General features: G+C 71.7%; 26 protein-coding genes and 1 pseudogene. 14 read left to right on the top strand and 13 right to left on the bottom strand.

The features are described from left to right. The first annotated feature begins 53 nt into the window (after nucleotides 1–53). Nucleotides 54–1103, top strand: a complete 1050-nt coding sequence (locus ACIP6U_RS42090; protein WP_401728154.1) for a bile acid:sodium symporter — start codon at nucleotides 54–56, stop codon at nucleotides 1101–1103. On the opposite strand, the gene ACIP6U_RS42085 is transcribed toward ACIP6U_RS42090, so the two are convergent. Beyond that, complete coding sequence (locus ACIP6U_RS42085; RefSeq protein WP_401728152.1) at nucleotides 1048–2367, bottom strand: histidine kinase dimerization/phospho-acceptor domain-containing protein; 1320 nt, start codon at nucleotides 2365–2367, stop codon at nucleotides 1048–1050. The two genes, ACIP6U_RS42090 and ACIP6U_RS42085, sit on opposite strands and share 56 nt — an antisense overlap. A 160-nt stretch (nucleotides 2368–2527) precedes the next feature. On the opposite strand from ACIP6U_RS42085, the gene ACIP6U_RS42080 reads away from it, so the two are divergent. From ACIP6U_RS42080 to ACIP6U_RS42060, 5 genes are read left to right on the top strand one after another with little or no spacing between them, the layout of a single operon-like run. Continuing rightward, the gene (locus ACIP6U_RS42080) at nucleotides 2528–3148 is read left to right on the top strand and encodes a hypothetical protein (protein ID WP_401728151.1); all 621 of its coding nucleotides are present in this window, start codon (nucleotides 2528–2530) and stop codon (nucleotides 3146–3148) included. 5 nt (nucleotides 3149–3153) lie between these two features. Next, nucleotides 3154–3885, top strand: a complete 732-nt coding sequence (locus ACIP6U_RS42075) for an ABC transporter ATP-binding protein (RefSeq protein WP_401728150.1) — start codon at nucleotides 3154–3156, stop codon at nucleotides 3883–3885. After that, a complete protein-coding gene (locus tag ACIP6U_RS42070) occupies nucleotides 3872–4579 on the top strand; it encodes an ABC transporter ATP-binding protein (RefSeq protein ID WP_401728149.1) in 708 nt (235 codons plus the stop codon). Before ACIP6U_RS42075 ends, ACIP6U_RS42070 begins: the two co-directional genes overlap by 14 nt. After that, nucleotides 4576–7218, top strand: a complete 2643-nt coding sequence (locus ACIP6U_RS42065; protein ID WP_401728147.1) for an FtsX-like permease family protein — start codon at nucleotides 4576–4578, stop codon at nucleotides 7216–7218. The genes ACIP6U_RS42070 and ACIP6U_RS42065 overlap by 4 nt, the downstream gene beginning before the upstream one ends. A 52-nt stretch (nucleotides 7219–7270) precedes the next feature. Then, nucleotides 7271–7993 carry a response regulator transcription factor gene (locus tag ACIP6U_RS42060; RefSeq protein WP_401728145.1) on the top strand — a complete coding sequence of 241 codons (723 nt, stop codon included), beginning with the start codon at nucleotides 7271–7273 and terminating at the stop codon, nucleotides 7991–7993. A 43-nt stretch (nucleotides 7994–8036) separates the two neighbouring features. Here the strand turns inward: ACIP6U_RS42060 and ACIP6U_RS42055 are convergent, their stop codons facing one another. The 6 genes from ACIP6U_RS42055 to ACIP6U_RS42030 form a co-directional block, all read right to left on the bottom strand. Next, on the bottom strand, nucleotides 8037–8705 hold the full coding sequence (locus ACIP6U_RS42055) for a response regulator (protein WP_401728143.1): 669 nt from the start codon (nucleotides 8703–8705) through the stop codon (nucleotides 8037–8039). After that, nucleotides 8702–9985: a sensor histidine kinase gene (locus ACIP6U_RS42050; protein ID WP_401728141.1), complete on the bottom strand. Its 1284-nt coding sequence runs from the start codon at nucleotides 9983–9985 to the stop codon at nucleotides 8702–8704. Before ACIP6U_RS42050 ends, ACIP6U_RS42055 begins: the two co-directional genes overlap by 4 nt. Nucleotides 9986–10013: 28 nt before the next feature. Beyond that, complete coding sequence (locus ACIP6U_RS42045) at nucleotides 10014–10853, bottom strand: ABC transporter permease (RefSeq protein WP_401728139.1); 840 nt, start codon at nucleotides 10851–10853, stop codon at nucleotides 10014–10016. Then, complete coding sequence (locus tag ACIP6U_RS42040) at nucleotides 10850–11788, bottom strand: ATP-binding cassette domain-containing protein (protein WP_401728137.1); 939 nt, start codon at nucleotides 11786–11788, stop codon at nucleotides 10850–10852. The genes ACIP6U_RS42045 and ACIP6U_RS42040 overlap by 4 nt, the downstream gene beginning before the upstream one ends. A gap of 136 nt (nucleotides 11789–11924) precedes the next feature. After that, nucleotides 11925–12932 carry a M48 family metalloprotease gene (locus ACIP6U_RS42035; protein ID WP_401728135.1) on the bottom strand — a complete coding sequence of 336 codons (1008 nt, stop codon included), beginning with the start codon at nucleotides 12930–12932 and terminating at the stop codon, nucleotides 11925–11927. Between the two features lie 4 nt (nucleotides 12933–12936). Beyond that, nucleotides 12937–13350 carry a BlaI/MecI/CopY family transcriptional regulator gene (locus ACIP6U_RS42030; protein WP_401728133.1) on the bottom strand — a complete coding sequence of 138 codons (414 nt, stop codon included), beginning with the start codon at nucleotides 13348–13350 and terminating at the stop codon, nucleotides 12937–12939. A gap of 123 nt (nucleotides 13351–13473) precedes the next feature. On the opposite strand from ACIP6U_RS42030, the gene ACIP6U_RS42025 reads away from it, so the two are divergent. Together ACIP6U_RS42025 and ACIP6U_RS42020 are read left to right on the top strand one after the other, a co-directional pair. Then, a complete protein-coding gene (locus ACIP6U_RS42025) occupies nucleotides 13474–14868 on the top strand; it encodes a glycosyltransferase (RefSeq protein ID WP_401728131.1) in 1395 nt (464 codons plus the stop codon). Beyond that, entirely contained in the window at nucleotides 14865–15602 is a 738-nt protein-coding gene (locus tag ACIP6U_RS42020; RefSeq protein ID WP_401728129.1) for a polysaccharide deacetylase family protein, read from the top strand. The genes ACIP6U_RS42025 and ACIP6U_RS42020 overlap by 4 nt, the downstream gene beginning before the upstream one ends. Before the next feature lie 37 nt (nucleotides 15603–15639). Here the strand turns inward: ACIP6U_RS42020 and ACIP6U_RS42015 are convergent, their stop codons facing one another. Continuing rightward, nucleotides 15640–16593, bottom strand: a complete 954-nt coding sequence (locus ACIP6U_RS42015) for a YbhN family protein (RefSeq protein WP_401728127.1) — start codon at nucleotides 16591–16593, stop codon at nucleotides 15640–15642. Next, nucleotides 16590–18113 carry a hypothetical protein gene (locus tag ACIP6U_RS42010; RefSeq protein WP_401728125.1) on the bottom strand — a complete coding sequence of 508 codons (1524 nt, stop codon included), beginning with the start codon at nucleotides 18111–18113 and terminating at the stop codon, nucleotides 16590–16592. Before ACIP6U_RS42010 ends, ACIP6U_RS42015 begins: the two co-directional genes overlap by 4 nt. 108 nt (nucleotides 18114–18221) lie before the next feature. Between ACIP6U_RS42010 and ACIP6U_RS42005 the strand changes: the two genes are divergently transcribed. Continuing rightward, the gene (locus ACIP6U_RS42005; RefSeq protein WP_401728123.1) at nucleotides 18222–18605 is read left to right on the top strand and encodes a BlaI/MecI/CopY family transcriptional regulator; all 384 of its coding nucleotides are present in this window, start codon (nucleotides 18222–18224) and stop codon (nucleotides 18603–18605) included. 70 nt (nucleotides 18606–18675) lie between these two features. On the opposite strand, the gene ACIP6U_RS42000 is transcribed toward ACIP6U_RS42005, so the two are convergent. Together ACIP6U_RS42000 and ACIP6U_RS41995 are read right to left on the bottom strand one after the other, a co-directional pair. Continuing rightward, complete coding sequence (locus ACIP6U_RS42000) at nucleotides 18676–19605, bottom strand: M48 family metalloprotease (protein WP_401728121.1); 930 nt, start codon at nucleotides 19603–19605, stop codon at nucleotides 18676–18678. After that, nucleotides 19602–19973: a BlaI/MecI/CopY family transcriptional regulator gene (locus tag ACIP6U_RS41995; protein ID WP_401728119.1), complete on the bottom strand. Its 372-nt coding sequence runs from the start codon at nucleotides 19971–19973 to the stop codon at nucleotides 19602–19604. Before ACIP6U_RS41995 ends, ACIP6U_RS42000 begins: the two co-directional genes overlap by 4 nt. Nucleotides 19974–20094: 121 nt before the next feature. On the opposite strand from ACIP6U_RS41995, the gene ACIP6U_RS41990 reads away from it, so the two are divergent. Genes ACIP6U_RS41990 through ACIP6U_RS41970 form a run of 5 tightly spaced genes read left to right on the top strand, consistent with a single transcriptional unit; the run spans nucleotide 20095 to nucleotide 24094 of the window. Continuing rightward, nucleotides 20095–20778, top strand: a complete 684-nt coding sequence (locus ACIP6U_RS41990) for a DedA family protein (protein WP_401728117.1) — start codon at nucleotides 20095–20097, stop codon at nucleotides 20776–20778. Beyond that, nucleotides 20775–21383, top strand: coding sequence for a phosphatase PAP2 family protein (locus tag ACIP6U_RS41985; RefSeq protein ID WP_401728115.1), 609 nt, complete (start codon nucleotides 20775–20777; stop codon nucleotides 21381–21383). Before ACIP6U_RS41990 ends, ACIP6U_RS41985 begins: the two co-directional genes overlap by 4 nt. Then, the gene (locus ACIP6U_RS41980; protein ID WP_401728113.1) at nucleotides 21380–22117 is read left to right on the top strand and encodes a phosphatase PAP2 family protein; all 738 of its coding nucleotides are present in this window, start codon (nucleotides 21380–21382) and stop codon (nucleotides 22115–22117) included. Before ACIP6U_RS41985 ends, ACIP6U_RS41980 begins: the two co-directional genes overlap by 4 nt. Then, complete coding sequence (locus ACIP6U_RS41975; protein WP_401728111.1) at nucleotides 22071–22733, top strand: response regulator transcription factor; 663 nt, start codon at nucleotides 22071–22073, stop codon at nucleotides 22731–22733. The genes ACIP6U_RS41980 and ACIP6U_RS41975 overlap by 47 nt, the downstream gene beginning before the upstream one ends. Further along, nucleotides 22730–24094, top strand: coding sequence for a sensor histidine kinase (locus ACIP6U_RS41970; protein WP_401728109.1), 1365 nt, complete (start codon nucleotides 22730–22732; stop codon nucleotides 24092–24094). The genes ACIP6U_RS41975 and ACIP6U_RS41970 overlap by 4 nt, the downstream gene beginning before the upstream one ends. Before the next feature lie 19 nt (nucleotides 24095–24113). On the opposite strand, the gene ACIP6U_RS41965 is transcribed toward ACIP6U_RS41970, so the two are convergent. Further along, complete coding sequence (locus ACIP6U_RS41965) at nucleotides 24114–24905, bottom strand: hypothetical protein (RefSeq protein WP_401728107.1); 792 nt, start codon at nucleotides 24903–24905, stop codon at nucleotides 24114–24116. 440 nt (nucleotides 24906–25345) lie between these two features. Continuing rightward, nucleotides 25346–25491, bottom strand: a pseudogene (locus tag ACIP6U_RS41960) (peptide-methionine (R)-S-oxide reductase); the annotation flags it as partial. Between the last annotated feature and the right edge of the window lie 216 nt (nucleotides 25492–25707).

Below are 25707 nucleotides of genomic sequence, written 5' to 3'. Positions count from 1 at the left end.
CTGCCGCGCGGCGTTCCCCACCCGGCCGGGTCCGGCCTGATCACGATGGCCTCATGCACTCCCGTACCGCGTCCTGGCTGCGGCAGCGCCTCGGCCGCGCCGTGATCCTGTCCTACGCCCTGGCGGTGCTCCTGCCCCAACCAGGTCTGTGGCTCCGCCGCCCCCATCTCCTTCCACCCACACACCTGACACTGCACACCGCACCGCTGCTGCTGTCCCTGGTGCTGTTCTCGGCCGGGCTCCAGGTTCCCGCCCGCGCACTGGGCCGCCTGCTGCGACGCCCGAAGGCGCTGCTCGCCGGGATCGTGCTGCACCTCGTAATCCCGTTGACGGTCGTGCCGTTCGTCGCCTTCCTGTTGCGGTGCACGCCCGACAACGACGGCGGCAGCGGACTGCTCACGGCGCTGATCCTGACCGTGGCGATGCCCGTGGCCGCAGGGGCCACCGTGTGGACGGACAAGGGCGACGGCGACCAGCCGACGACAGTGGGCCTCGTCCTCGCCTCCACCCTCCTCAGCCCCCTCACCACCCCGCTTCTCCTGCGGACCCTCGCGCCCCTGCTCAGCGGCGGCTACGCACACACCCTCGTCGCCACCGGCCGCCTGGCCCAGGGCGGATTCGGCCTGACCAGCGTGGTCCTGCCCTGCGCCGCGGGCCTCGCGGGAGCGCTCGCTCTGCCCGCGCGTCGGCTGCGCCGCCTTCGGCTGACGGTGACGCCACTGTCCGTAGTGGGCTCTCTGCTGCTGACCTACGTCAACGCCAGCGGCGCCCTCGGCTCGGTACTCAGCCGACCCCGCCCACTGCTGTTCGCCGCCGCCTTGGCCGTGGCGGCGCTCGGATGTCTGCTCACCTTCGCGCTCGGCCTGACCGCCGCCCGCCTCCTGCGACTGGAGTCGGGACCCACCTCGTCGTTGACTCTCGCCTGCGGCATGAACAACAGCAGCGCGAGCGCCGTACTGATCACCACGTCCCTGCCCGACAAACCGCACCTGCTCCTGCCGGTCCTCGCCTACGGCCTGCTGCAGAAGACCGCAGCGAGCCGCGTCGTCACCCGCCGCCCTCCGGCGCCGCCTCCTCCTGCCGTACGGGAACCAGCAGGGTGAACACAACCGGACGACGGCCGGTGAGGGAGAGCCTGCCGCCCAGGGAGACGGCCAGGTCACGAGCCAGGAACAGCCCGATGCCAGAACCCGGTCCCTCACCTGCCGGACCACGGTCGAACAGTTGGTCTGCCGCACCCTCCATGGCGCCCTCGTCGATGACGTCGAAGGCGACGGCGTCGCCCAGATCACGCGCTCTGAGGCGGACAGTGCCGTACCCATGAACGCGCGCGTTGTCGAGCAGCACACCGAGAATCTCGGTGACGGGAGCGCCGGGAACACAGATATCCTCCGCCACCTCAAGGGTTCCGCACTCCAGGCGCCTGCCCTCGCGGGCGAACAATCCGTGCCAGCGCTCCTCGGTCTCCCGCAGCAACCACAGCACCGCCGTGTCCGGTACGGGCCGGCGCGGGAGGCCCTGGGAGCGGGACAGGCGCAGCACCTCCTCCACCGTGCCGTACAGCCGACGTGTGGTGGCCAGGGCCTCCTCCAGAGCGGGCCGCAACCGTGTGTCGTCGTCCTGGGCGAGCCCTGCTTCCAGGCCCAACTGCAGCCCGGTCAGCGGGGTGCGCAGCTGGTGGGAGGCGTTCGCGGTGAAGTCCCTTTCGTGGCGGAGGAGTTCGGTCAGGCTGTGCAGCATCTCGTTGTGAGTGCGTGCGACCTGATCGATCTCGGCCACGCTGCTGGGCGCGGCCCGAGCGCTGAGGTCGCCGGCAGTGACGTCCCGACAGTGCCGGGAGAGGTCCTCCAGCGGCGCGGCCAGCACCCGCGCCTGTCGGCGGGCGACGAGGACGGCCACGGTCAGCGCGAGGGCGCAGACTCCGCCAAGGACCGTCCAGGCGAGAAGGATGCGGTCGCGTACGGCGGATGCCGGCGACGCGGCCCGTACGACACCGATCACGCGCTCGTCGTGCGAGACGGGCACGGCGACGACCAGGTCACCGCCCGATCGCCCGCGCACCACCTCCGCGGCCAGCGCTCGTCGCACGGCTGTGTCTCCCGTGCGGGGGCCGGTGCCGGCTCGCAGGTGCAGTGCGGGGTCGTAGAGGCCGAGGTGTCCGCCGGTCGGTGGCGCGGGCAGTTCCACGGGGTCGCCGGTCACGTAGTCCGGGCTGACGCGTACGGCGCCGGAGAGGGCTGCCCGCTCCAGGGTGTCGCGCTGGTCGGAGTACAGGGACGCCCTGATCGCCAGCGCCAGGGGGACTGCCAGGAGGACGACGGCGACCAGTGCCGCGGTGAGGGCGACTCGCACCACACGCTGTCTCATGTCCCCATCTTGCGGGCCTCCGACCGGCCAGAAGGCCCTCCGCCGCGCGCCTTTGCCGTCGTCTAACCGTCGGCGTGCGGGGCGTTAACCGACGGCTTCCTAGCGTCGGTCGCATGACCGCAAGGCATCTCCTCGGCAGTTCCTCGGAAGGGCAGTAGGCATGTCGTACGCACGCAAGTCCGCCGGCGTCGTCGTAGTGACGGTGATCGCCGCGGTGATCGCGGGGTGCTCCGGATCGTCGTCAGGGACAGCCTCCGGCTCGGGTTCGACGGCCTCGGCGGGCGGAAACCCGGCCCCCACCGAGTCGAACCCTCCCGGCGACATCCCCGACAACCAGGTGTACGTGGCCTACCGGCCCACCGGTGGCTTCACCGGGTTCACGGTGAAGGTGCCGGAGGGATGGGCGCGTACCGACAAGGGCCGTACGACCGTGTTCACGGACAAGCTGAACAGCGTCACGATAACGACGGCCACCGCCGTCACCGCCCCGACCGCCGCCTCAGTCACGAACACCGTCGTCCCACAACTGCAGGCGCAGACAATCAAGTTCTCGTCGCCGAAGGTCTCGCAGGTCGAGCGTCGCGCGGGCTCCGTCGTCCTTCTCACCTACCAGGGCGACTCGGCCACGGACCCGGTCACCGGCAAGGTGGTGCGGGACGCGTTCGAGCGGTACGCCTTCCACCGGCAGGGCCACGAGGTGGACGTGACCCTGTCCGGCCCGGTGGGCGCCGACAACGTCGACCCGTGGCGGGCCGTCAGCGACTCGTTCGCGTGGCGGTGAGTGCGATGTCTGCCGGGACCTCGTACGACGACGTAAAGCTGGCCGCCCGGGAGCTGTACCGCTTCTACCGGACCGGCGAGGAGGAGACGCTCGCGTTGCGCGGGGTGTCGCTGCGGGTCCGGCGGGGCGAGACAGTCGCCGTCGTCGGACCCTCGGGGGCGGGCAAGTCGACCTTGCTCGCATGCCTGGCGGGTCTCGACGAGCCGTCGGGCGGTGAAGTCCGGGTGGCGGGCGTGCGGCTCAGCCACCGGCCTGAGACCGAACGCGCCCGGCTGCGCGCCCGGCACGTGGGCGTGCTCCTTCAGTCCCGCAACCTGCTGCCGCATCTGACCGTGCGCGACAACATCCGGCTCGCCCAGCATGCGGTGCGCGGCCGTCCGGCCGTGACCGCCGAAGCGCTGCTGGAGCAGGTGGGGCTGGAGCGGCGGATGGGCGCCCTGGCCCGGCAGTTGTCCGGCGGCGAGCTGGCGCGCGCCGGGCTCGCCGTGGCCCTGGCCAATTCCCCGGACGTGCTGCTGGCCGACGAGCCGACCGGCGAACTCGACGGTGGCACCGAGCAGTTGGTGCTGCAGATGCTGCGGGACCGGGCGGCGGATGGTTGCGCGGTGCTGATCGTGACGCACAGCGCGGAGGCCGTGCGGGGCGCCGACCGCGTGGTCGCGCTGGACGACGGGCGGGCCCATGAAGAACACCTGGGCACCTCTGGTGCGAAGGAGCGTGGTCATGTCCTCCGATGACCTGCTCGTCTCCTGCCGGGGTGTCGCGCTCGCCTTCGGCCGGGGACCCACGGCCGTGGTGGCCGTGCACGGCGCCGACCTGGATGTCCGCTCCGGGGACCGGCTCGCGGTCGTCGGCCCGTCCGGGTCGGGGAAGTCGTCCCTGCTGCATTTGTTGGCCTTTCTCGAACGCCCCACCGGCGGCACGATCGTCCGGCCCGGGCTGGACGGGTCGCGGGACGTCGGCCTGGTCTTCCAGGCCGACAGCCTCATCCCGGCTCTCGACGTCACGGAGAACACCGCGCTCCCACTCGTCCTCGCGGGATGCCCGGAGGAGGAGACACGCGGCTTGGTGGCCGAGGCGCTCGACGTGGTCGGTGTGGCTGGACTGGCCGACCGACTGCCCGACGAGATCTCCGGCGGTCAGGCCCAACGGGTGGCGGTGGCCCGGGTTCTCGCGCAGGCGCCGCGGCTGATCCTCGCCGACGAGCCCACCGGCCGCCTCGACCACGCCACCGGCGCCCGCGTTCTGGACGCCCTGCTGGCGGCAGCCGACCGGACGGGCGCGGCCCTCGTCGTCACCACCCACGATCCGGCCGTCGCCGCCCGGCTCACCACTCACCGGATCATGCGCGACGGCCGACTGCTCCCGCCGGATACCGAGAATCCGCCCGATCACCAAGATGTACCGACCGCACCGAAGGAGCTGCCATGATCACCGCTTGGGTGAGCGGGCTGGCCCGCCACCGCACCGGACGGCTCCTCGCGGCCGCCGCCGGGATCGCCCTCGCAGTCGCCCTGGTCGCCGCGCTCGGCTCCTTTCTCACCGCGTCCAAGGCGACCATGACCCAGCGGGCGGTCCGCTCGGTCGCGGTGGACTGGCAGGTCGAGGTACAGCCGGGCGCCGACCCGAACGCCGTGCTGTCCCTGGTGAGCGCAGCGCCAGGCACCAAGACCGCGCTGCCCGTGGACTTCGCCCGTACCACCGGCTTCACCGCCACCGGGCAGGGCAGCACCCAGACCACCGGTGCGGGCGTGGCACTCGGCCTCCCGGCCGGCTACCGCAGCCGGTTCCCCGACGAACTGCGTACCCTCTCCGGCTCGGCCACCGGCGTCCTGCTCGCCCAGCAGACCGCGTCCAACCTGCACGCGGCCCCCGGCGACACCATCGGTATACGCCTGCCCGGCGCCGGACAGCGACAGGTGCGGGTGGACGGCGTGGTCGACCTGCCCCAGGCCGACTCCCTGTTCCAGAAGGTCGGCGCGCCCACCCAGTCCCAGCCGAGCGCTCCTCCGGACAATGTCGTCCTGCTGCCCGCCGCGCGGTTCGCGGCCCTCACCCGGGGAGCCACCGGCATCACCACGCAGATCCATGTGGCCCGCGACGCGAGGCTGCTGTCCGATCCGGCCGCCGCCTTCACCTTGGTGACCGGCGCCGCCCGTCATGTGGAGGCCAAGTCGGCCGGCAGCGCGCTCGTCGGGAACAATCTCGGCGCAGCGCTCGACTCCGCCCGCCAGGACGCCCTCTACACCCAGATCCTCTTCCTCTTCCTCGGTGTCCCCGGTGCCGTCCTCGCCGCGACGCTGACCGCGGCGGTCGCCTCGGCCGGCGGTGAGCGGCGCCGCCGTGAGCAGGGCCTGTTGCGGCTGCGCGGACTACGGCCCCGTCAGATCACCACGCTCGCGGGCCTGGAGGCCGCGCTGGTGGGGGTCGGCGGGGGCCTCGCGGGGCTCGCTCTGGCCGCGCTGAGCGGGCGCCTCGCCTTCGGCGCCGGCTCCTTCGGCACGAACGTGGGCGCCTGGGTGACCTGGTACGCCATCGCCTTCTTCCTCGGCCTGGCCGTGGCCGCCGGTGCCGTACTTGTGCCCGCTCTGCGGGACTTGCGCACGGTGACCGTCGCGGACGTCCGAAGGGAGCCGAACGTGTCGCGTTCGCCCTGGTGGATTCGGTGCGGCGTGGACTTCGCACTGCTGGTCGGGTCGTGGCTGGTCTTCCGTGCCTCCTCGGGCAACCAGTACGCCCTGGTCCTCGCCCCGGAGGGGGTACCCAGCGTCTCCGTGTCGTACTGGGCTTTCCTCGGCCCTGCTCTGCTGTGGCTGGGCGCCGCCCTGTTGCTGTGGCGTCTGACCTTGCTGGCCCTCGCCCATGGCCGCCCGGCGCTGGTCCGCCTCGCCCGTCCGCTGACAGCAGCCCTCGCCGGGACCACGGCGTCCGTGCTGTCCCGTCGTCGGCGTCCGCTGGCCCGCTCAGTGGTGTTGCTCGCCCTGGCCGTGTCGTTCGCGATCTCCACGGCGGTCTTCAACTCCACTTACCGGCAGCAGGCCGAGGTCGACGCCCGCCTCACCAACGGCGCGGACGTCACCGTCACCGAACCGCCCGGCGCCCGAGTCCCGCCGAGCGCCGCGGGCGAACTGAAGGTCTCCGGCGTCCGGCACGTCGAGCCCCTCCAGCACCGCTACGCCTACGTCGGCTCCGACCTCCAGGACCTCTACGGCGTCCGGCCCGCCACCGTCGCGAAGGCGACCTCGCTCCTCGACGCGTACTTCACGGGCGGCACGGCACGCCAGCTGATGCGACAGCTTGCCCAGCGTCCCGACAACCTGCTGGTCAGTGCGGAGACCGTGCACGACTTCCAGCTCTCCCCCGGCGACACGGTCAACCTCCGTGTCCAGGACGCCCGTACCAAGGCCCTGCGCACGGTGCCCTTCCACTACGCGGGGATCGCCAAGGAGTTCCCGACCGCGCCGAAGGACAGCTTCTTCGTCGCCAACGCCTCCTACGTGGCAAAGACGACCGCCAGCGATACGGTCGGCGCCTTCCTGCTCGACACGGGAGGAAGCCACCAGCAGCAGATAGCCGCGCAGCTGCGCAAGCACCTCGGCACCGACGCCACGGTCACCGACATCACGCAGACACGCGGCACGGTCGGCACGAGTCTGACCTCCGTCGACCTGGCCGGGCTGACCCGAATCGAGCTGGCCTTCGCGGTGCTGCTGGCCGCCGGGGCGGGAGGACTCGTGCTTGCCCTGGGGCTCGCGGAGCGCCGCCGTACCTTCGCCGTCGCCACCGTGCTCGGCGCGAAAAGCGGTCAGTTGAGGGGCATGGTCCTCACCGAGGCGCTGCTGCTGATCGCCGGTGGACTGGCCGGGGGCGCGCTCATCGGGTGGGCGCTGTCCGAGATGCTGGTGAAGGTTCTGACGGGAGTCTTCGATCCGCCGCCCGCGAGCCTGTCCGTGCCAGGTGGCTACCTGGGCATGACCGCAGGCGCGGCCGTCGTCGCCGTACTGGCCGCCGCGCTGAACGGCATCCGCGGCGCCGGCCGACCCGCGGTGGAGGAGTTGCGTGACCTGTGAGCGGCCGGGAGCGGACGGGCCGAGTGTCTCGCCCGCTCCTACGCTGTCCTCCATGCGCACGCCGCCTGCCCCCTCCGACCGAAGCCGTCACCGCGTCCTCGTCGTCGAGGACGACGACACCATCGGCCGCCATCTGGAGTCCGGTCTGCGCGGCAACGGCTACGCGCCGACCTGGAGTCGAACGGGTACCGCCGCTCTGAGCGAGGCCGCCCGGTCCCGGTACGACGTCCTGCTGCTCGACCTCGGGCTGCCCGACATGGACGGTCTGGACGTCGCCCGCACCGTGCGGGCCCACCATCCGGACCTGCTGATCGTCATCCTCACCGCCCGCACGGACGACATCGACGTCATCGCCGGGCTGGACGCCGGGGCCGACGACTATCTCGTCAAACCGTTCAGCCTGACGGTGCTGCTCGCCCGGCTCCGCGCCCACCTGCGCCGCCGCGTCGTGGAAACACCGCCGCGAGAACCCGTCCAACTGGCCGACCTCGTCCTCGACGTCACGGCCCGCCGCTGCACATTCCATGACGAGGACATCGAGCTGCGTCCCAAGGAGTTCGATCTGCTCGCAGTCCTGGCCCTGAACGCGGGTGCGGCCGTGTCACGGGAGACCCTGATGGCGGAGGTCTGGGACGAGAACTGGTTCGGTTCCACCAAGACCCTGGACGTGACCATGGCCGGTCTGCGCCGCCGTCTCACCGAGGCCGCGGGCGGTTCCGCCCGGCTGCCCCGTATCACCACCCTACGGGGGCACGGCTACCGCCTGGAGCTCTGAGGCCAAGGCGGCTGCCCGGCCTTCCGGGCCGCTGTTCGCCGGTTCAGTCCGCGTTGGGCCGGGCGAGGCCGTGGTCGTAGGCGAAGATCACGGCCTGGATGCGGTCGCGGGCTCCGATCTTGGCCAGGACGCGGCCGACGTGGGTCTTGACCGTGGACTCGGACAGGACGAACCGGGCGGCGATCTCCCCGTTGGTCCAGCCTTTGCCGACCGCGACGAGGATCTCGCGCTCGCGGTCGGTGAGGGAACCGAGCATCGGGTCCTCGGCGGAGTCGTCGCGGTGAGCGGGGACGTAGCGGGCGAACTCGTCCAGGATGCGGCGGGTGAGGGCGGGCGCGATGACCGCGTCACCGGAGGCGACGGCGCGGATGCCGGCGAGGAGCTCCTCGGGGCGCGCGTCCTTGAGGAGGAACCCGCTGGCGCCGGCCCGCAGGGCGGCATGGACGTACTCGTCGAGATCGAAGGTCGTCAGCACCAGGACACGCGATCGGCCGCCGGAGGCGACGATCCGGCGAGTGGCCTCGATGCCGTCCATGCCAGGCATGCGGATGTCCATCAGCACGACGTCCGGGCGCAGTTCGGCGGCCATGCGGACCGCCTCGGCACCGTGGGCGGCCTCGCCGACGACGTCGGTCTCGGTGACGGAGTCGAGGAGGATGTGGAAGCCGTAGCGCTGCAGCGCCTGGTCGTCCACGATGAGCACGGTCGTCATCGGTCACCGCCTTGTGGCGTCAGGTCGAGGACGGCTTCGACGCTCCATCCTCCGCCGCCCGTCGGCCCCGCGCTGACAGTGCCGCCGTACAACGCCGCCCGTTCCCGCATTCCCACCAGGCCGTGTCCTTCCTCGTTCGGCGGTCCGGGCGATGTGGCCGGGCCGGTGTCCTTGACCCGGATGCTCAGCCGGCTCTCCTCGACGAGGATCGCCAGCCGGACGCTCGTGTCCGCATCGGCGTGCTTGAGGGTGTTGGTGAGGGCTTCCTGGACGATGCGGTACACCGTCAGTTGTACGCCGCCATCCAGGGCGTCCGTGTCGCCCGAGGTCCGGTAGACGACCTCCAGTCCGGCGGCACGCACCGTGTTGCACAGTGCGTCGATGTCCACGAGCCCGGGCTGCGGGCTGAGCTCGGGCCCGCTTCGCGGTCCGTCGGCTGCGTCGCGCAGCACACCGAGCACACGGCGCAGTTCGCCGAGGGCCTGCCGTCCTGTGTCACCGATGAGCCTCAGGGCCTCCTTTCCCCGTTCGGGAGCGATGTCGGTGGCGTAGGAGCCGGCGTCGGCGAGGGTGATGATGACGGACAGGTTGTGGCCCACGATGTCGTGCATCTCGCGGGCGACCCGGGTGCGTTCGGTGGCCGTGGCCAGCCTGCTGCGCTGGTCACGCTCGATCTCCAACCGGGCCGCCCGGTCCCGCAGTCCGGCGAGCTGGGCCCGTCGGATACGAACCATCAGGCCGAGGGCGAGTGCCGCGGTCGCGGTGCTCAACAGGAAGAACAGCGCGTCCCAGACCGATACCGCCGATGAGACGCGTACGGCGACCAGCACCATCGCGCCCGCCATGGCCGCGCAGGCCCACGGCAGCTGCCGCAGCCGTCCGTGCAGGGCCAGGCTGTACAGGGCGACGAAGAGGGCGACGTCCGCGCGCAGCGCGGCGCCCAGCGACCACTGGAGGACGAACACCGCGGCGATGGCGGCGAACGCCGCGAGGGGTCTGCGTCGCCGCCACAACAGGGGCAGTACCAGGCCGGTCTGCAGCGCCACCATTCCCATGACGGGCAGCTGGGTGAAGTCGAGCCGGAACCGGCCGGGACCGTCGCCGTCGTCGTCGAAGCCGCCGTGGAACAGGTCCGGCAGGCAGAACATCAGGAAGGCCAGGACCACGACCCCGGTGTCCAGCACCCAGGGATATGCCCGGTCGGCCTGCCGCAACCGCTGGCCACCCCGGGACAGACGGGCGACCAGCGGTCCCATCCCGCTGATGTCATCGGTGGTCACGGAGGTCACGCTGCCATGGTGTGGTCGGTCACGCGTCGCTGCGTGCCAGCCGATAGGCGGCGCCCGCCAGCGCCAGTGCCGCCCAGCCCAGGAAGACCAGCAGCCCTGCGCCCGGGGACAGCGTCGTGGAGTCGTGGGTGAGGGCGAACATCGCCTCTCCCGCGTTGGACGGCAGGTAGGGGCTGATGTCGTCCCGCCAGGAGCTCGGCAGCAGGGAGATCAGTCCAGGGATCAGCATCAGGGCGGCCACCAGCACCGAGATCCCGCCGGCCACCGACCGCAGCAATGCGCCCAGGGCGACGCCGATCACGCCGACCAGACCGAGGTAGAGCCCGGCGCCCAGCAGGCTCCGCAGGACGCCCGCGTGCGAGAGGCTCATGGCCGCGGGCGTGCCCGAGACGATTCCGCCGCCCATCAGGAAGGCGAGGAACGCGCCGAGCGTCCCCACCACCAGCGCGACCAGCCCGAACACGGCCGCCTTGGACCACAGCACGGGCAACCTTCGGGGTACCGCCGCGAGCGTGGAACGGATCATGCCGGTCGAGTACTCCCCCGCCGCGACCAGCACGCCGAGCACTCCCAGGGCCAGCTGGGCGAAGTTCGTACCGAAGAGGGACAGGCTCACGGCCGTCGCATCGGCGAAGTCCCCGTCGAGGTGCCCCGAGTCGATCCCCGACTTGTACCGGCTCGCGGCGATCACGCCGAACGCCACCAGGAAGAGCAGGCCGACGCCCAGGGTGATCCAGGTCGAGCGCAGGGACCACAGTTTGGCCCATTCGGAGGCGAGCACGCGCCGTCCGGTCACCTGGTGCACGGGGCGGGCGGGGGCGGTGCGGGGTTCTTCTGCGGTCGTGGTGAGGGTGCTCACGCGGTCCTCCCAAGGGTGTCGACCCCGGTCGAGGAGCCGTGGTACTCCACGGCATCCCTGGTCAGGTCCATGAAGGCCTCCTCCAGCGATACGGTTCGCGCACTCAGCTCGAACAGCGCGATCCCATGTTCGGCCGCCTTCAGCCCGATCTCCCGGGCGGTCAGCCCGGTCACCTGCAGCTCCTCGGAGCCGACCCGGCCCGTGACCTCGACGCCCGGCCCCGCCAGTACGTCCCGCAGCCTCGCCGGATCCTGCGTCGTCACCTTCACCGTGCCGCCGCCCGCCTCGCGGATCAGGTCCGCCACGGTGGTGTCGGCCAGCAGCCGCCCGCGGCCCACGATGATCAGATGGTCCGCCACCAGCGCCATCTCACTCATCAGGTGCGAGGACACGAACACCGTCCGCCCCTCGTCCGCGAGGCCTTTGAGCAGATTGCGGATCCAGAGCACACCCTCCGGGTCCAGCCCGTTGACCGGCTCGTCGAGCATCACCGTCTGCGGATCACCCAGCAACGCCGCCGCGATGCCCAGCCGTTGGCCCATCCCGAGCGAGAAGGAGCCGGCCCGCTTCTTCGCCACGCTGTCCAGCCCTGCGAGGCCGATGACCTCGTCGACGCGGCGGCGCGGAATGCCGTGGGTCAGTGCGAGAGCCCGGAGGTGGTTGTACGCCGAGCGGCCCGGGTGGATCGACTTCGCCTCCAGAAGGGCACCGACCTCCTGGAGCGGTGACTGGTGGCGAGCGTAGGGACGGCCGTTCACGGTGACGGAGCCGCTGGTCGGGGTGTCGAGGCCGACGATCATGCGCATGGTCGTGGACTTGCCCGCGCCGTTGGGCCCCAGGAAGCCGGTCACCGTGCCGGGCTTCACGACGAAGTCCAGCCCGTCGACGGCCGTCTTCTCGCCGTACCTCTTGGTCAGCTGTTGTGCGTCGATCATTCGCGTTCTCTCTGTCGGGCTCCGGCGCCCGTCACCTCCGACGCCGCACCGGCAACGCTAGGAGCCGGATCACCCCGATCCCGTGGTACCGGGAGGCTGAACCGCCCCGCGCACGTGGTACCGCGGTACTACGCGACTACCTGCCGCGTCCGCCCGCTTCGCCGTGGTGGCAGCAGGCGTCCGACCGCTGGGGAGGGTGAACCGCCCACGCCGCGTCCGGCGCCCCGGCGTCCTCGGCGCACTGGGCCTGCTCCGCGCTGTCGACCAGGCCCTCGCTGTCCGACGCGGCGTTGGCCAGGCTCGCGCAGCACAGGGTGAGCAGGAGGGCACCGGCCACGAGAGGCAGGGGGCGGCGCCGGGGAGGCGGGGCCAGCAGGGCCCGCACCCGCTGGGGCACGGCGCCGCCGGTCGCGGCCAGGGCAGCGGGGCGGGACGCGCCGGCGGAGGCGAGTGCCGCGCGCCCGACGGCGTGTGCGACGACCTTCCGGCTGCCGATCCGGGCCGCGGCCTCCTCGTCGGCCCATCGTTCCAGTACGAATCCGCCCGCCTCGGCCAGCGGTCGCAGCAGCGGGTTGAGGGCCGCCGTGAGCCGCCACACGGTCTGGAAAAGGTGGTGGCGGTCGCGGAGATGAGCCCGCTCGTGCGCCAGCAGAGCCGCCCGCTCCGCGTCACCGAGACAGCGCAGCATCCCCCGGGACACCACGATCCTTCCGGGGGCACCGGGGAGCGCGAACGCCTGCGGGGTGTCGTCGTCGAGCACCACCAGTTCGGTGTCCGCGGACACCCTGCCGCATTCCCGCCGGGCCCACAGCAGATGGCGGCCCTGGCGCACGGCGGCCACCCCCAGCGACACCAGCCCCGCCGCCAGCGTCAGGGCGCTGCCGGCCGCGACGGCCAGCGAGACCGGGTCCTGGGTGCGAAGCGCGGCCACCGACCAGTGCCCCTCCTCCGCGACCTCCGGGATCTGCGCGAACCCGCTGAACGCCAGCAGGGCCAGCGAGCCGAGCCAGCCGGTCGCCGTCACGACCGCGGCACACACCAGGGACCAGGCCGCGGGCCGCGGTGCCGACCGCAGGGCCGCCCGAGGGGCGAACACGGCGAGGACCACCGTGACCAGAAGCGGGATGTAGACACTGATCGTCACTGGCTCATTGCCCGTCGTCGTCGCGCCCGGCGTCCTGCTCGCCCAGCAGGCGGTGCAGCAACTGCTCGTCGGCTGCGGACAGTTCGTTGACGAAGCGGGTGAGCACCGCTTCTCGGTCCGAGCCGCGCTCCAGCAGGCTGTGCATGCGTACGGCGGTGTCGGACGCCTCGTCCCGGACGGGTGTGTAGGCGTATCCGCGTCCCGCCGGGTGGCGTACGAGCATGCCCTTGTCGTGCAGGCGGGACAGGATCGTCAGCACGGTCGTGTAGGCGAGGTCCCCCGGCAGCCGTTCCTGGACCTGTCGTGCGGTCAACGGCTCATGCGCGGCCCACAGGGCGGCGAGAACACCACCCTCCAGCTCCCCGCGCGCCCTTCTGCCGTTCGCGCCGCCGCTTTCGCCGCTCGTCCCGTCGCGCATCGTTCACCTGCTTTCCCGCTCGGCATCCCACTCTACCGGCGGAGCTACTACAACTTGTACGAGTCTACCTACTACATGTTGTAGAGTTCGGCCGCCCACTCCACTTGCGGAGGAACCAGCCCCATGCCCTACCTCGGAAGTTCGGTGCATCTGCGCGCCATGGCAGCCGCCGCCCTGCGACCCGACCCCGTGCCGGCCGCGGCAGAGGCAGAACGCGTCGCGATCGTCTCGGCGAGCATCGGCGCCGGCCACGACGGCGCCGCCGCCGAACTGGCCCGCCGGCTCACGGAGCACGGTCTCGTCGTCGACCGGTTCGACCTGCTGGATCTGCTGCCGGCCCATCTGGGGCGGCTCGTCCGGGACGGCTACCACCGCATGCTCGTCCGAGCCCCCTGGGCCTATCAGCGGATCTACCGCAGCACCGAACACGCCGGTGGCGGCGGCCCGTTGGCCCGGGCTCTGCTGCGCAGCGCCGAGGAGCAGATGCTGCGCGTGCTGCCTCCCGGCACCGGCGCGGTCGTCTCCACCTACCCGGGAGCCAGCCGGGTCCTGGGCAACCTGCGGCTCCGCGGGCGGCTGACCGTACCTGTCCTCACCTATCTCACCGACTTCTCCGTGCACCCGCTGTGGGTGGCCGACGGCGTCGACGTCCATCTCGCGGCACACGCCGTGCCCGCCTCCCAGGCGCGGGCCGCCGGGGCACGGGACGCCCGGGTGTGCGGACCGGTGGTGGATCCGCGGTTCCGCCCCGGCACCGCGCGGGAGCGGGCCACGGCCAGGGCCCGCTTCGGGCTGCCGAAGGACGCCCCGCTGGCGCTGCTGGTCGCTGGCTCCTGGGGAGTCGGTCCGGTCCGGCAGGTCGCCCTGGAGTTGCGCGACTGCGGTGCCGCCGTCCCGGTGGTCGTCTGCGGTCGCAACGAGGCACTGGCCGAGCAGCTCCGCGCGGACGGAGTCGAGCACACCTACGGCTGGGTCGACGACATGCCCGCCCTGATGCGCACCGCGGACGTCCTGGTCCAGAACGCCGGCGGGCTCAGCTCCCTGGAGGCGTTCGCCACCGGACTGCCCGTGGCGAGCTACCGGTGCATACCGGGGCACGGTCTGACCAACGCCGCGGCTCTGGAGGAGGCGGGCGCGGCGGTCTGGATCCGCGACCCGGCCCAACTCAAGGCCGTACTGGGCGACTTGATCGACGGCCCGCTCGGACTGCGCCAACGCGCGGCCGGCTCCGCTCTCTTCGCCGCCTCCGCCGAGCCCGGTGGTGGACCCGCCGCCGAGATAGCGCGCGTACATCGCGCCGGGCTGCCTCCCCGGCCTTCCGTGCGACGGGCCCGCCCTGCGGCACGTCTGCTCGTCGCCACCGCCGCCGTGGCGTGCGGGGTGTGGGCCTGCGCCGTCGGCACGGGGATCGCCACCGAGTACGACGGCCCGGGCGTGATCCACGCCATCGGACACGGCCTCGACCTGGACGACCCCCGCCCGGTCCACGCCCCTCGCCCGGCGGGCCACCACTCATGACCGCCGCCCGACTGGTCCGCACCGCGGCCCTCGCCGCCCTGCCCGCCCTCATCGCCGCCCATGCGGCACCCGCCGTCGCCACCTTCGGGCCACTGCGCAATCGGGCCATGCCCCGCCTCGCAGGCCGGGGCCGCCCGGACCATATCGCCCTCACCTTCGACGACGGTCCCGACCCCCTGTCCACCCCGTTCTTCCTGCGCCTCCTCGCCGAGCGGCGCATCCGGGCGACCTTCTTCCTGCTGGGCCGCGAGGCGAAGCGTTCGCCCGGTCTGGTCCGCGAAATCGCCGCGGCAGGACATGAGATCGGCATCCACGGCTGGCTGCACCGCCCTCTGCTCCTGCGCGGCCCACGTGGCACCCACGACGACTTCGCCCGCGCCCGCGACACCGTCGCCGACATCACCGGTCTGCGGCCCACCTTGTTCCGGCCCCCGTACGGCGTCATGTCGGCCCCTGCCCATCTGGCGGCCCGCCGCCTCCGCCTCACCCCGGTGCTGTGGACCTGCTGGGGCGAGGACTGGACCGCCCGCGCCACACCGGAGTCTGTCCACCGCACCGTCACGTCCGACCTGGACGGCGGCGGCACCATCCTGCTGCACGACTCCGACTGCACGTCCGCCCCGGGCGCCTGGCGCTCCGCGCTGGGCGCGCTCCCCCGCATTCTCGACACCTGCAAGCAACGGGGCTACGAGGTGGGCCCGTTGCACGACCACGGATGGCCCCACCTGCCCTGACGCATCAAGCTCGACGATCCCCTCCGCTGGTCCGTCGTCAGAGGACTGAGCGGCGGGTCAGCAGCGCCAGCACCAGCAGGCCGGGCAGCAGCGGCAGCCAGGCCGTCAGCAACCGGTATCCGAAGACCGCCGACAGGGCCGCGGCACCGGGTGCCCCGGCCGCGGTGAGCGTCAGCACGAGCGCGGCGTCCAGGGAGCCCAGGCCGCCCGGGGTAGGCAACAGCAGGGCCGCGCCGCTGGCGAGGAGGTAGGCCAGCAGGACGTGCCCGGCGGGCACCGACACGTCCAGGGCCCGGACCACGGCGATCAGTACCCCGGCGTGCACCAGGGCGAAGCCCAGGGAGCCGCCCCACAGGGCGCACACCCTGGCCCGTCGGCCGTGCACGGCCCGCAGGTCCGCCAGAACCCGGCTGGCCGCGCGCCCCGTACCGCGGCGCAGCGGCCGACAGATTGCCACCGCCGTGGCAGCCACGGCGATACCGCCGGCCACCGCGAGGAGGACGCCCGCGCGCGGGACGACCGGCGAGATCCGCAGGGTCGGGGGCGAGACCAGGAGCAGTACGACGGCCAGCGCGAAGCGGACCAGCCCACCGACGGCGGCCTTGACCGCGAGCGCGGTCGCCGAACGGGCGGTGGACACCCCGCAGCGGGTGAGGAACCTCAGGTTGACCGCGCTCGCACCGATCCCGGCGGGCAGCAGGTGGTTGGCTGCGCCCGCCGCGAACTGTGCCGCCACCAGCCGCCCGGCGGGGAGTCGTTCGGTCACCGCTCCTTGCTGCGCGACGGCCGCGCACACCCAGGTCGCCAGGGCAGCCGCACCGGCGGCCACCAGCCAGTTCCGATCGGCGACGGCGAGTCGGTCGGTACCGGCGTCCACCGTGTGCCGGTGCGCGGCGACAACCCAGCCGGCCGTCAGCACCACGGCCGCGGTGACGGCGAGCTGCCAGTTCCGGCCGCGGGCGCGGGGCAGTGGTGCGCCGGTGGCACTCACGGCCGCGCTCCCGGTGCCGGGGGCGGAGCGACGTACACGTGCAGGCCGGCCACCCGGTGCACGGTCCAGGAGCGGGCGTAGCCGGGTGGGACGCCGGTAGGTGTCACGAGGGTGGCGGTGGGCAGGTGGCGGGCGGTCTGCCGGATTCCGTCCGCTGTGGTGTTCGCGTCGTGGCCACCGGTCGCCGCGGACCTGCAGCCCGCGTAGTAGCCGATCGGGACGTCGTTCTCTCCGGTGACCAGACAGGGCGGGCGTACGCCCAGTCGGTGCAGGTCGGTGGCGACCGCGGCCCACTCGCGGTGGGCTGCGGTGGTACTCCGCACGGTGTGCTCCAGCACCGTGAACTGCACGGCCAGATGCCCGGCCAGCGCCACCGCCACGAGCGCCACGGTCAGAGGCCGGGAAATCCGTCCCGCCGTCCGGACCAGCCGCACCGACAGGTCTGCGAGTGGGACGGCAAGCAGCGCGTATGCGGGCAGCAGGAAGCGGGGCGCGGCGTAGCCGATGAGGAAGAGGTAGGGAAAGGCCGCCGAGGCGGCGCAGGCCAGCGGTACCAGCGTGGCCGCGGTGTGCCGGGTGCGGAGCGCGACCACGGCCGCGAGGACGGCGAGGACCGGCAGGGCGTACCACCACAGGGTCACCGGGAGCGCGGGCGCGGCACCGGTGCACGGGCGGCACAGCGTACGTCCGCCCAGCGCACGCAGTTGGTCCGCGAGGGCGACGTGCCAGCCAAGGCCGCCCTCGATGCGGGACGCGGCGGACAGGCGCTGCCCGAGGCCGCCGTAGGAGACGTACGCCTCGATCACCCACTCGGCCGCCCCGACCGCGAGGCCCCCGACGAGTGCAGTCAGCAGCGCGGGGCGTCGCCACCGCCGTACACACACCATCAGGACCAGCAGGGGCAGGCTCGCCCAGACCGCGTCCGTAGGACGCGTCCAGGCCATCAAGGCAGCGCTCAGGCCGACGCCCCACAGGGCCGTGCGGTCGAAGCGACTCGCCTGGGCGCGCAGGAAGCATCCCGTGCCGGCCAGGGCGCTGACGGCGACCCAGTAGTTGGGCATGGCCTGCGGGCCGTAGTACAGCGTCACCCACAGCGTGGCGAAGAATCCGCCCGCGGTCGCAAGCACCCTGGCCGGTAGGACACCCCTCCAGGTACGGAGTGCGAGGAAGAGGCCGAGGCCGGACAGGGCCGCCAGGTAGATCCGCAGCAACGCGGTGGACGACGACCAGGCCGCGACCGGCGCCACCAGCAGCGGGACGCCGCGGGCGCGCGGGGCGCTGAAGAACGCTGCCGGCGCGTGGGAGGAGACCTGGCTGACGTAGACCGTCTCGTCCCAGCCAAGCCCCATCCCCGGCCGTACAAGGAGGAGTTGGGCCAGGGTGAAGGCAGCGGCCACGACCGCGGGCGCGATCTCCTCCGGGGACCGCCGGGCGGAACGGACGATCGTGGGCGGGCCAGGGCTGCCTTCGCCCGTGGACGCAACCTGCGCGCTGTCCGTGACCTGCGAGCCGTCGCTCATCACTCACCCCTCACCCCTACAGCCTGTAGGGCCATCAACCCTACAGGCTGTAGTAGCCGTCCTGCGCGCCAGGGCCGGGAAACCCCTACAGGCTGTAAGGTCGCTGGTATGGCTGGAACGGACCCGCAGGGCAGAGTCGAGCGGCGCAACGCAGGCGAACTGGAAGGCGAAGTGCTCGCCGCCCTATGGGCGAGCGAGGAGGCGATGGCTCCGACGGAGATCCAGGCCGCGATCGGCGGCGAGCTCGCCTATAACACCGTGCACACCATCCTGAAACGCCTGCAGGACAAGGGGCTCGTCCTGCGGGACGCGGACGGTCGGCGCGGCGTCTACCGGCCGGCCAAGAACGCCGCAGAGCTCACCGCGGAGGCCATGCGCAAGGCCCTCGACCGAGGACCGGACCCCATCGCGGCACTCCAGCAGTTCGTCACCGGCCTGAGCACCGAGGAAGAGCGGGCACTGCGTGACCTACTGGGGGGAGCGGAGCGATGAGAGTCGACGTCGGCACCCCGCTCGCCACGAAGGCTGCACGTCACACGGTCGACTGACTGAGCCGATCCGGTCACGGCCCCTCCTCCCCTTGGGCGACCTCCACCTCGTGATGGAAGTCGACCGCGCCCACCGTCCCGCCAGCGACGGACAGAATCGCGCACGCCACAACGAGGTACGCGGTCCAGCGTGTGGCCCCCGAGCGTCGTTCGATGGGATCGAGGAGGGCCTTCACGCGCTGCGGAACCGGACCGGTCGTCGCCGCGGGCGCGAGACCCGGGCGGGTGGACGGCGAGGCGTGACCGGCGAGGGCGGCACGGGCAATGGCCGTGGCGACCAGACGTCGGTCGCCGACGGTGCCGGCCGCGGCCTCATCCGCTGCCCGCTCGGCGGCGAGCGCGATGCTGTCGCGAACGGCACGCAGCGCGGGATGACAGTGGGCAGAGAGCTCGGCGACAGCCAGGTAGTAGTGGTGACCAGCCCTGTTGTGGGCTCGTTCATGAGCGAACAGGGCCTCGCGCTCGGCAGGTCCCAGACTGCGCAGCATCGCGGTGGTGACGACGATTCGGTGGGGCCGTCCAGGCAGGGCGTATGCGTCCGGGTGCGGCGAGTCGACAACGCACAGGTCGCCGGCGGCGGGACGACGGTCGGCCTGCGTGCGGGCAGCACGGAAGGCGCGGGCCTGCCGGAAGACCGAGCGCACAAGGGTCCAAACACCGAGGACCAGCACTCCCGTGGCCGTCACGGCGACGGGCAGGACGAGGTAGTCCGAGGGGGTGCGCAGGGGATGAATGAGTTCACCGAGGGCCGCGAAGGCCGGGAGCTTGAGCAGCCCGGTCAGAACGAGGGCACCGAGGGCGCCGACGCAGGCCCCCGCCAGAGCCAGAGCCGAAGCCGTGAGGACCCGTAGCGCGGCGGCGGGGACGAGCCGGTCGAGGGTGCGGCGGGCGAGCATCGGTGCAAGGAAAGGCAGGATCAGTGGTACGAGCAGCAGAGCGGTCATCGGCAGTCACCCTCCAGAAGCCGACGCAGGATCTGCTCGTCACCGGCGTTGAGCTGCGCGACGAAGCGGGCCAGGACCGTCTCCCGGTCGGCGTCCCGGTCGAGTTCGGTGTGCATGCGCCGCGCGGTCAGGCCAGGAGCGTCCTGCACGGGGCGGTAGGCATAACCACGGCCCTGGCGCTCACGACTGACGACGCCCTTCTCGTGCAGACGGGTCAGGATCGTCGTCACTGTAGTGCGAGCCAGGCCGGCGCCGAGTCCGATCTGCACTCGGCCCGGCGTGAGCGGAGTCCCGGCGGTCCACAGCACGGCCATGACGGCGGCTTCGAGCTCACCGGCCGACCGCCTCTCATCCCTCGTGTCGGTCATGGAACGTTCCTCACTCCACCATCGTCTACAGTTCAGTAGACCGTCTACAGAATTGTAGTCGATTGTTGGGTGCCGCCGTTCCGCCGCATCCGACGGCCGGAAGAACGACGAAGGGCACTCGATGTTGACCACAGCCGTACACCTGTCGGCACCACTGGCCGTCAATGTGCTGGATGCCCGGTCCCTGCTGTCCGCCTTCGGTGTGCTGGGTGTGGGTGTGGTGCTCTTCGCCGAGACGGGGCTGCTGATCGGCTTTTTCCTCCCCGGCGACTCGCTGTTGTTCACGGCTGGCCTGCTGTGCACCGGTGCTGCCGACCACAGCCTCAAGCTGTCGCTCGCGCCGCTCCTGGTCGCCGCGGCGGTGGGAGCCCTGGCGGGCTCGCAGTGCGGATATCTCCTGGGCCGCAGAGCGGGCGGGTCCCTGCTCGCTCGCAGCCGCTCGGCCCGCCTGCATCAGGGGGCGAAGCGTGCGGAGGAGCTGCTGGAAGACTATGGGCATGCGAAGGCGATCGTGCTGGCCCGCTTCGTTCCAGTGGTACGGACGGTCCTCAATCCGATGGCCGGCGCCCTGGGAGTACCGGTGCGGACGTTCACTGTCTGGCAGGTGGCCGGCGGGCTGGTGTGGAGCCTGGGTCTGACGCTGGCGGGGTATGCCCTGGGCTCCTCCGTGCCGAGCGTGGACCGGTATCTGCTGCCGATGGTCGCGGTGATCGTGGCTCTGTCGCTCATTCCGCTCGCCTCCGAGATGTACCGCTCACGCCGGGCCTCCAAGGCGGAGTCGAGGGAACCGGAGGCCCGCGGATGATCCTCACCTTCGACGGTTCTTCGGTCGACGGCTCGGCCTACATCGATGTGGTGCACCTCGCCCGGGAGACTCCCCCGTGGCTGGACGACTCGGTGTTGGCTTGGTCCACGTACGGACTCGCCCTGTTCGGGGTGCTCATGACGATCGGCTGGTGGCATGCCAGACGAGCGGGCGCTGCCGCGTCGGTGACGGCGCTCGCCATGCCGTTCGTGGTGGTCGTGGCCTACGGGGTGGATACGGCACTGAAGCTGGTGGTGCGCGAGGACCGGCCCTGTCAGAGCTTGCGGGTGACCACGCTGGAGGCGTGTCCGGCGCCCGGCGACTGGTCCTTCCCCAGCAACCACGCGGCCATCGCCGCCGCGGCGGCCGTCGCCCTGCTGTTCGTCTCCCGCCGGCTCGGCGCGATCGCCGCGGTGGCCGCGGGTGCGATGGCGGCCGCGCGGATCTGGGTCGGCGCGCACTATCCGCATGACGTGCTGGCGGGTGTCGTGGTGGGCGCCCTCGTCGCGCTGCTCGCCATGTCGGCCCTGCGCAGACGTGCCGAAACCCTGGCCCGGCGGCTCACGGCCACCCGCCTGCGGCCGCTCCTGGTGGTCGCCCCATGAAGCGCGGTGCCGTCTCCGGCCTGGCCGGCGGCTGCGGCCTCGGCGCATGGGCGGCGTTCGGTGCGATGACCATGGTCGTGGTGGGCCGCGACAACAGACCGCTGTTCGCGGATGCCGACCTGCTCTCGTGGTCCGTCGGCCACCGGCCGGACGTGGTGGTGGCCTTCGCCCGCGGCCTGACCGCCACCGGAACGGGTGTCGTCCCGTTCACGCTGGCCGCGGTGGCCGGACTCGTCGCCGGACGCACGCCACGACAGCGCGGGCTGGCCGTCGTGCTCTGTCTGACCTGCCTCGGTGCCGGCCAGACGCTGCGGTACGCGGTGATGACACTCGTCGCCCGGCCCCGGCCGCCACGGGCGGACTGGGACACGCACGCTTCGGGATGGGCGTTCCCGTCCGGTCACACCACCACGGCGGCCCTCACCGCCGGCCTGCTCATCATCGCCGTCTCCGTGCGGGGGCGGCGCGGCAGGGCCCCACTGGTCATGGTCATCGGCGGCTGGGGCATGCCGGTCGGGCTGACCCGCGTCTATCTCGGGGTGCACTGGTTCACCGACGTCATCGGCGGCTGGCTGTTCGCCCTCGGCTGGCTGGGACTGTGCCTGTACGCGGTGACCCGCTGGCTGCCCGAGCGAGTGACCCCCGGTACGACAAACACGAACAAAGCACGAGACCGGAAGGAGGACCATGGCTCAGACGATCCTGGTCGTCGAGGACGATCACGCCCTGCGTGACGTCCTGATGCGCGGACTGCGCGACGAGGACTTCGACCCCGTGCCCGCGCCGGACGGCGCCACCGCTCTGCGTCTGGCAGGTGCCGACATCTCCGCCGCCGTGCTCGACATCGGGCTGCCCGATGCCGACGGGCGGGACGTGTGCCAGGCGATGCGCGCGAACGGGTTCCTCTCCCCCGTCATCTTCCTGACCGCCCATCACCGGCTGCCGGACCGGCTGGCCGGGTTCTCTGCCGGCGGCGACGACTACCTGCCCAAGCCGTTCCATCTCGCCGAACTCGCCGCCCGCCTGCGCGCAGCCCTCAAGCGCGCCGCACCACCGCCTGCCGTCACAGCTGGAGACCTGATCCTGGACGCCGTCCGGCACATGGCCAGCATCCGAGGCATCCAGGTCGACCTGACACCGACCGAGTTCCGTCTCCTGGCCGCGCTCATGGCGGCTTCCGGCGGTATCGTCCGCCGACGCGAGCTGGTCCGGGCAGCCTGGCCCGAGGGCGCCCAAGTCCATGACAACACCCTCGACCAATACCTGACGCGGCTACGCCGCAAGCTGCGCGAGGCGGGCAGCGACCGGACGATCGGCACGGCCCGCGGGATCGGCCACCGCCTGACATGAGCGACATCCGCCCACGGGCCGCCTCCCTCGACCGACTGGCGCCCCGTACCTTGCGCGGGCGGCTCTCGCTCGTCGCCCTCACCACGGCCGCACTGCTGATGCTGGTCCTCACCGTCGCCTTCAACGTCGTAGCAGGCCACCGCCTCCAGCACCAGGCGGACGACGAGCTGCATACCCGAGCCGCAGCCGTCGCGACGACCATCGACACCAGCGGCACGACCGTACGTGTCCTGGAGACCTCCCACGACGAACTCCTCGACACCAACGTGTGGATCTACGCCGGCCGGCACCTGCTGGAACAGCCCCCGAACGCCGGCCACTTGACCCGGATCGCCGACGCCCTCGCCGGGCGCGGCGGGCGACGCTGCGTCACCGCTGACGTCCATGGCCCTCTCCGGCTGTGCTCCCAGCCGGTACCCGGAGGCAGGAGCGAGGCCTCGGTGGTCACGGCCTTGGACCTCTCCCCCTACCGGAGTTCGGCCGACACCCTGCTCCTGGGATCGATCGCCCTGGACGTCGTGATGCTCGTCTGCACCTACGCCCTGACCCGGCTCGCGGTAGGCCGCGCGCTGCGCCCCGTCCGCACGATGACCGACCAGGCCACCCAGTGGAGCGCCGTCGCCTCCGAAGAACGCTTCGGCAGCACGGGGCACCCGGCCGAACTCGCCCGCCTTGGTACGTCGTTGGACGCCATTCTGGACCGCATCCGCACCCTCCTGCGCCACGAGCGGCAGCTCACCGGGGAACTCTCGCACGAACTGCGTACACCTCTGAGCCGGATCATCGCCGAACTCGACTGGTGGCAGAGCCGCCCCCGCAGCGCCGACCAGACCCGCGCCACCCACGAGGTCATCACGGACGCCGCGGAGTCCATGCTCACCATCTGCGACACCCTCCTCGATGACGCCCGGGACGGCACACTGTCCGCACCAGGCACCTCGGAGGTCCTGCCAACACTGCGGCGCCTCACGGAAGTCCTGGACGCGCCAAGCCACTTGACGGTCACCGCCGACGGCCCGCATGTGGAAGCCGGAGTCCCACCCACCCTCCTCGAACGCATCGTCAGCCCGCTCCTGACCAATGCCTCCCGCTACGCCCGCTCCCGCGTCGCCATACACGCGTACCGCACACCCACGGGAGTGCGCGTCGATGTCATCGACGACGGACCCGGCGTACCGCCCCCGTTCGTAGGACGGCTCTTCGTGCCGGGTCAACGCGCCGATCCTCGCGACGGACACCACGGAGCAGGCCTGGGACTGCCGCTGGCACAACGCCTCGCCCGCTCCGTCGGCGGCGAGGTGACGTTCGACCCCGCACACACGCCCGGGGCACGGTTCGTGATCAGTCTGCCTGCCGGCTGATCACGAACCCTTCCGCGCGTCACGGCATGACATCGTGCTGGACGTCCTTGCGCGAGGCCGCCAAATAGCCGACGAAGCCGAGAATGGCCACCGTCCACGACAACGTGACGGGCCCCAGGCCCAGGTCAAGTCCGCCTCGGCCACGGCCGACGGCCATCCAGTCGGCGACGGAGGCACCGAGCGGGCGGGTGATGACGTACGCCGCCCAGAACGCGGCCACCGCGTTCAGGCCGCCCCACCGGTGAGCGACGGCCGGAACCGCGATCGCTGCGGCGTACAGGACCGCGGAGCCCAGGTAGCCGAGGCCGATCGTGGCGGTTAGATCTCCGGCGGCGGTACCCAGCGCAAACGTGGCGAGCACGGCGGCCCAGTAGAAGGCCTCGCGGCGCCGGGTGTGGATGCTGTGGATCGACAGAGTGCGTTCGCTGCGGTACCAGAGGGCGAAGACAGCGGCCAGTGTGACCATGAAGAACGGAGTCGACAGCGCGTACGGCACACCGAGCCCGACATGCAAGACGTCGGCGGCCATCGTGCCGAACACACTGACCATGACGATCGCAGTCCAATAGATCCAGGCCACATACCGACGAGCGGCGAACTGTACCGCCAGAGCAGCCACCAGACCGATGCCGCCGAGGCCAACTGCGGGGATCGGGCCGAACATGTGGGCCAGGAAGTCGGAGGCCGTCTCACCCATGCCGGTGGTCAGCACCTTGATGATCCAGAAGTAGACGGTCACCTCCGGCACCTTGCTCGCCGCGTGCCGTGCGTGGCGCAGTGGCCGGTTGTACGTGAGGTGATCAGTCGTCATGGCAGGCACGATGGCACGGCGCCTGACGGTTGCCCCAGACCCCTTTGCCAGAGCTTTGGCGCTTCTGGTGCTTGAGTTTTCCGAGGTGTGTCCGGGCCTGAACACAACCTGAACACGGTGGCCGATGCGCTGGTCAGCGCCTGTGGTCGGTGATATCTCCAGTCTCCCAGGACTGCCACACTGAGGGCCGATCCCCACCGGAATAGCCGTCCAGGGCCAGCAGAAACCTGGACAGGCCGCCAAACGATCACTGGCATGGGGCTGGCAGTACTCGCCCTCTAGGTGGCGGCCGCACTACCGGCTGGCAGACTGACATCAGTAGCCCCTCCGCCGAGCATCACCGCACTTTGAACTCTCCACGCCCCACGGGGGATCTGGGCCGGTCCGACTGGTCGTGTGAGCTGGCCGCGGCTGTGCCCTAGTGTTTCCTGCCGAAGGAAGGGCGTCGCGTACCCCTCCCCCTCGAACAGGTGCCCCAGATGCGACCCGCACCGAGCACACCGCGCCTCCGTCCGCACCATCCGTGCGACCGGTCCGCCAAAAGTTCCACCGCATCGCTATTGCGTGCATCGAAGAACGACGGCCAGGCGTCGTAATTCGTGCATGCACACTTCTCAGCCCACAACGGCACCTTGCCTCCGACGACCGAAGCAATCTCCAACCACAATTCACGTGTTGGCGACAGCGCCCGGCGGAGTGCGTCGGCTCCAGGTTGCGTCCTGAGAAGTGGTGTACGGGTTCGACCTGATCCGGGGGTTTGCTCCGGCATCCGGATCGTGCCCGCATAGATGAACGGCCACCG

The sequence above is a fragment of the Streptomyces sp. NPDC088794 genome (assembly GCF_044750545.1).
GTDB lineage: Bacteria > Actinomycetota > Actinomycetes > Streptomycetales > Streptomycetaceae > Streptomyces.
The sequence above is the reverse complement of the archived record's forward strand: the minus strand, read 5'-3'. Positions and strand labels throughout refer to the sequence as shown.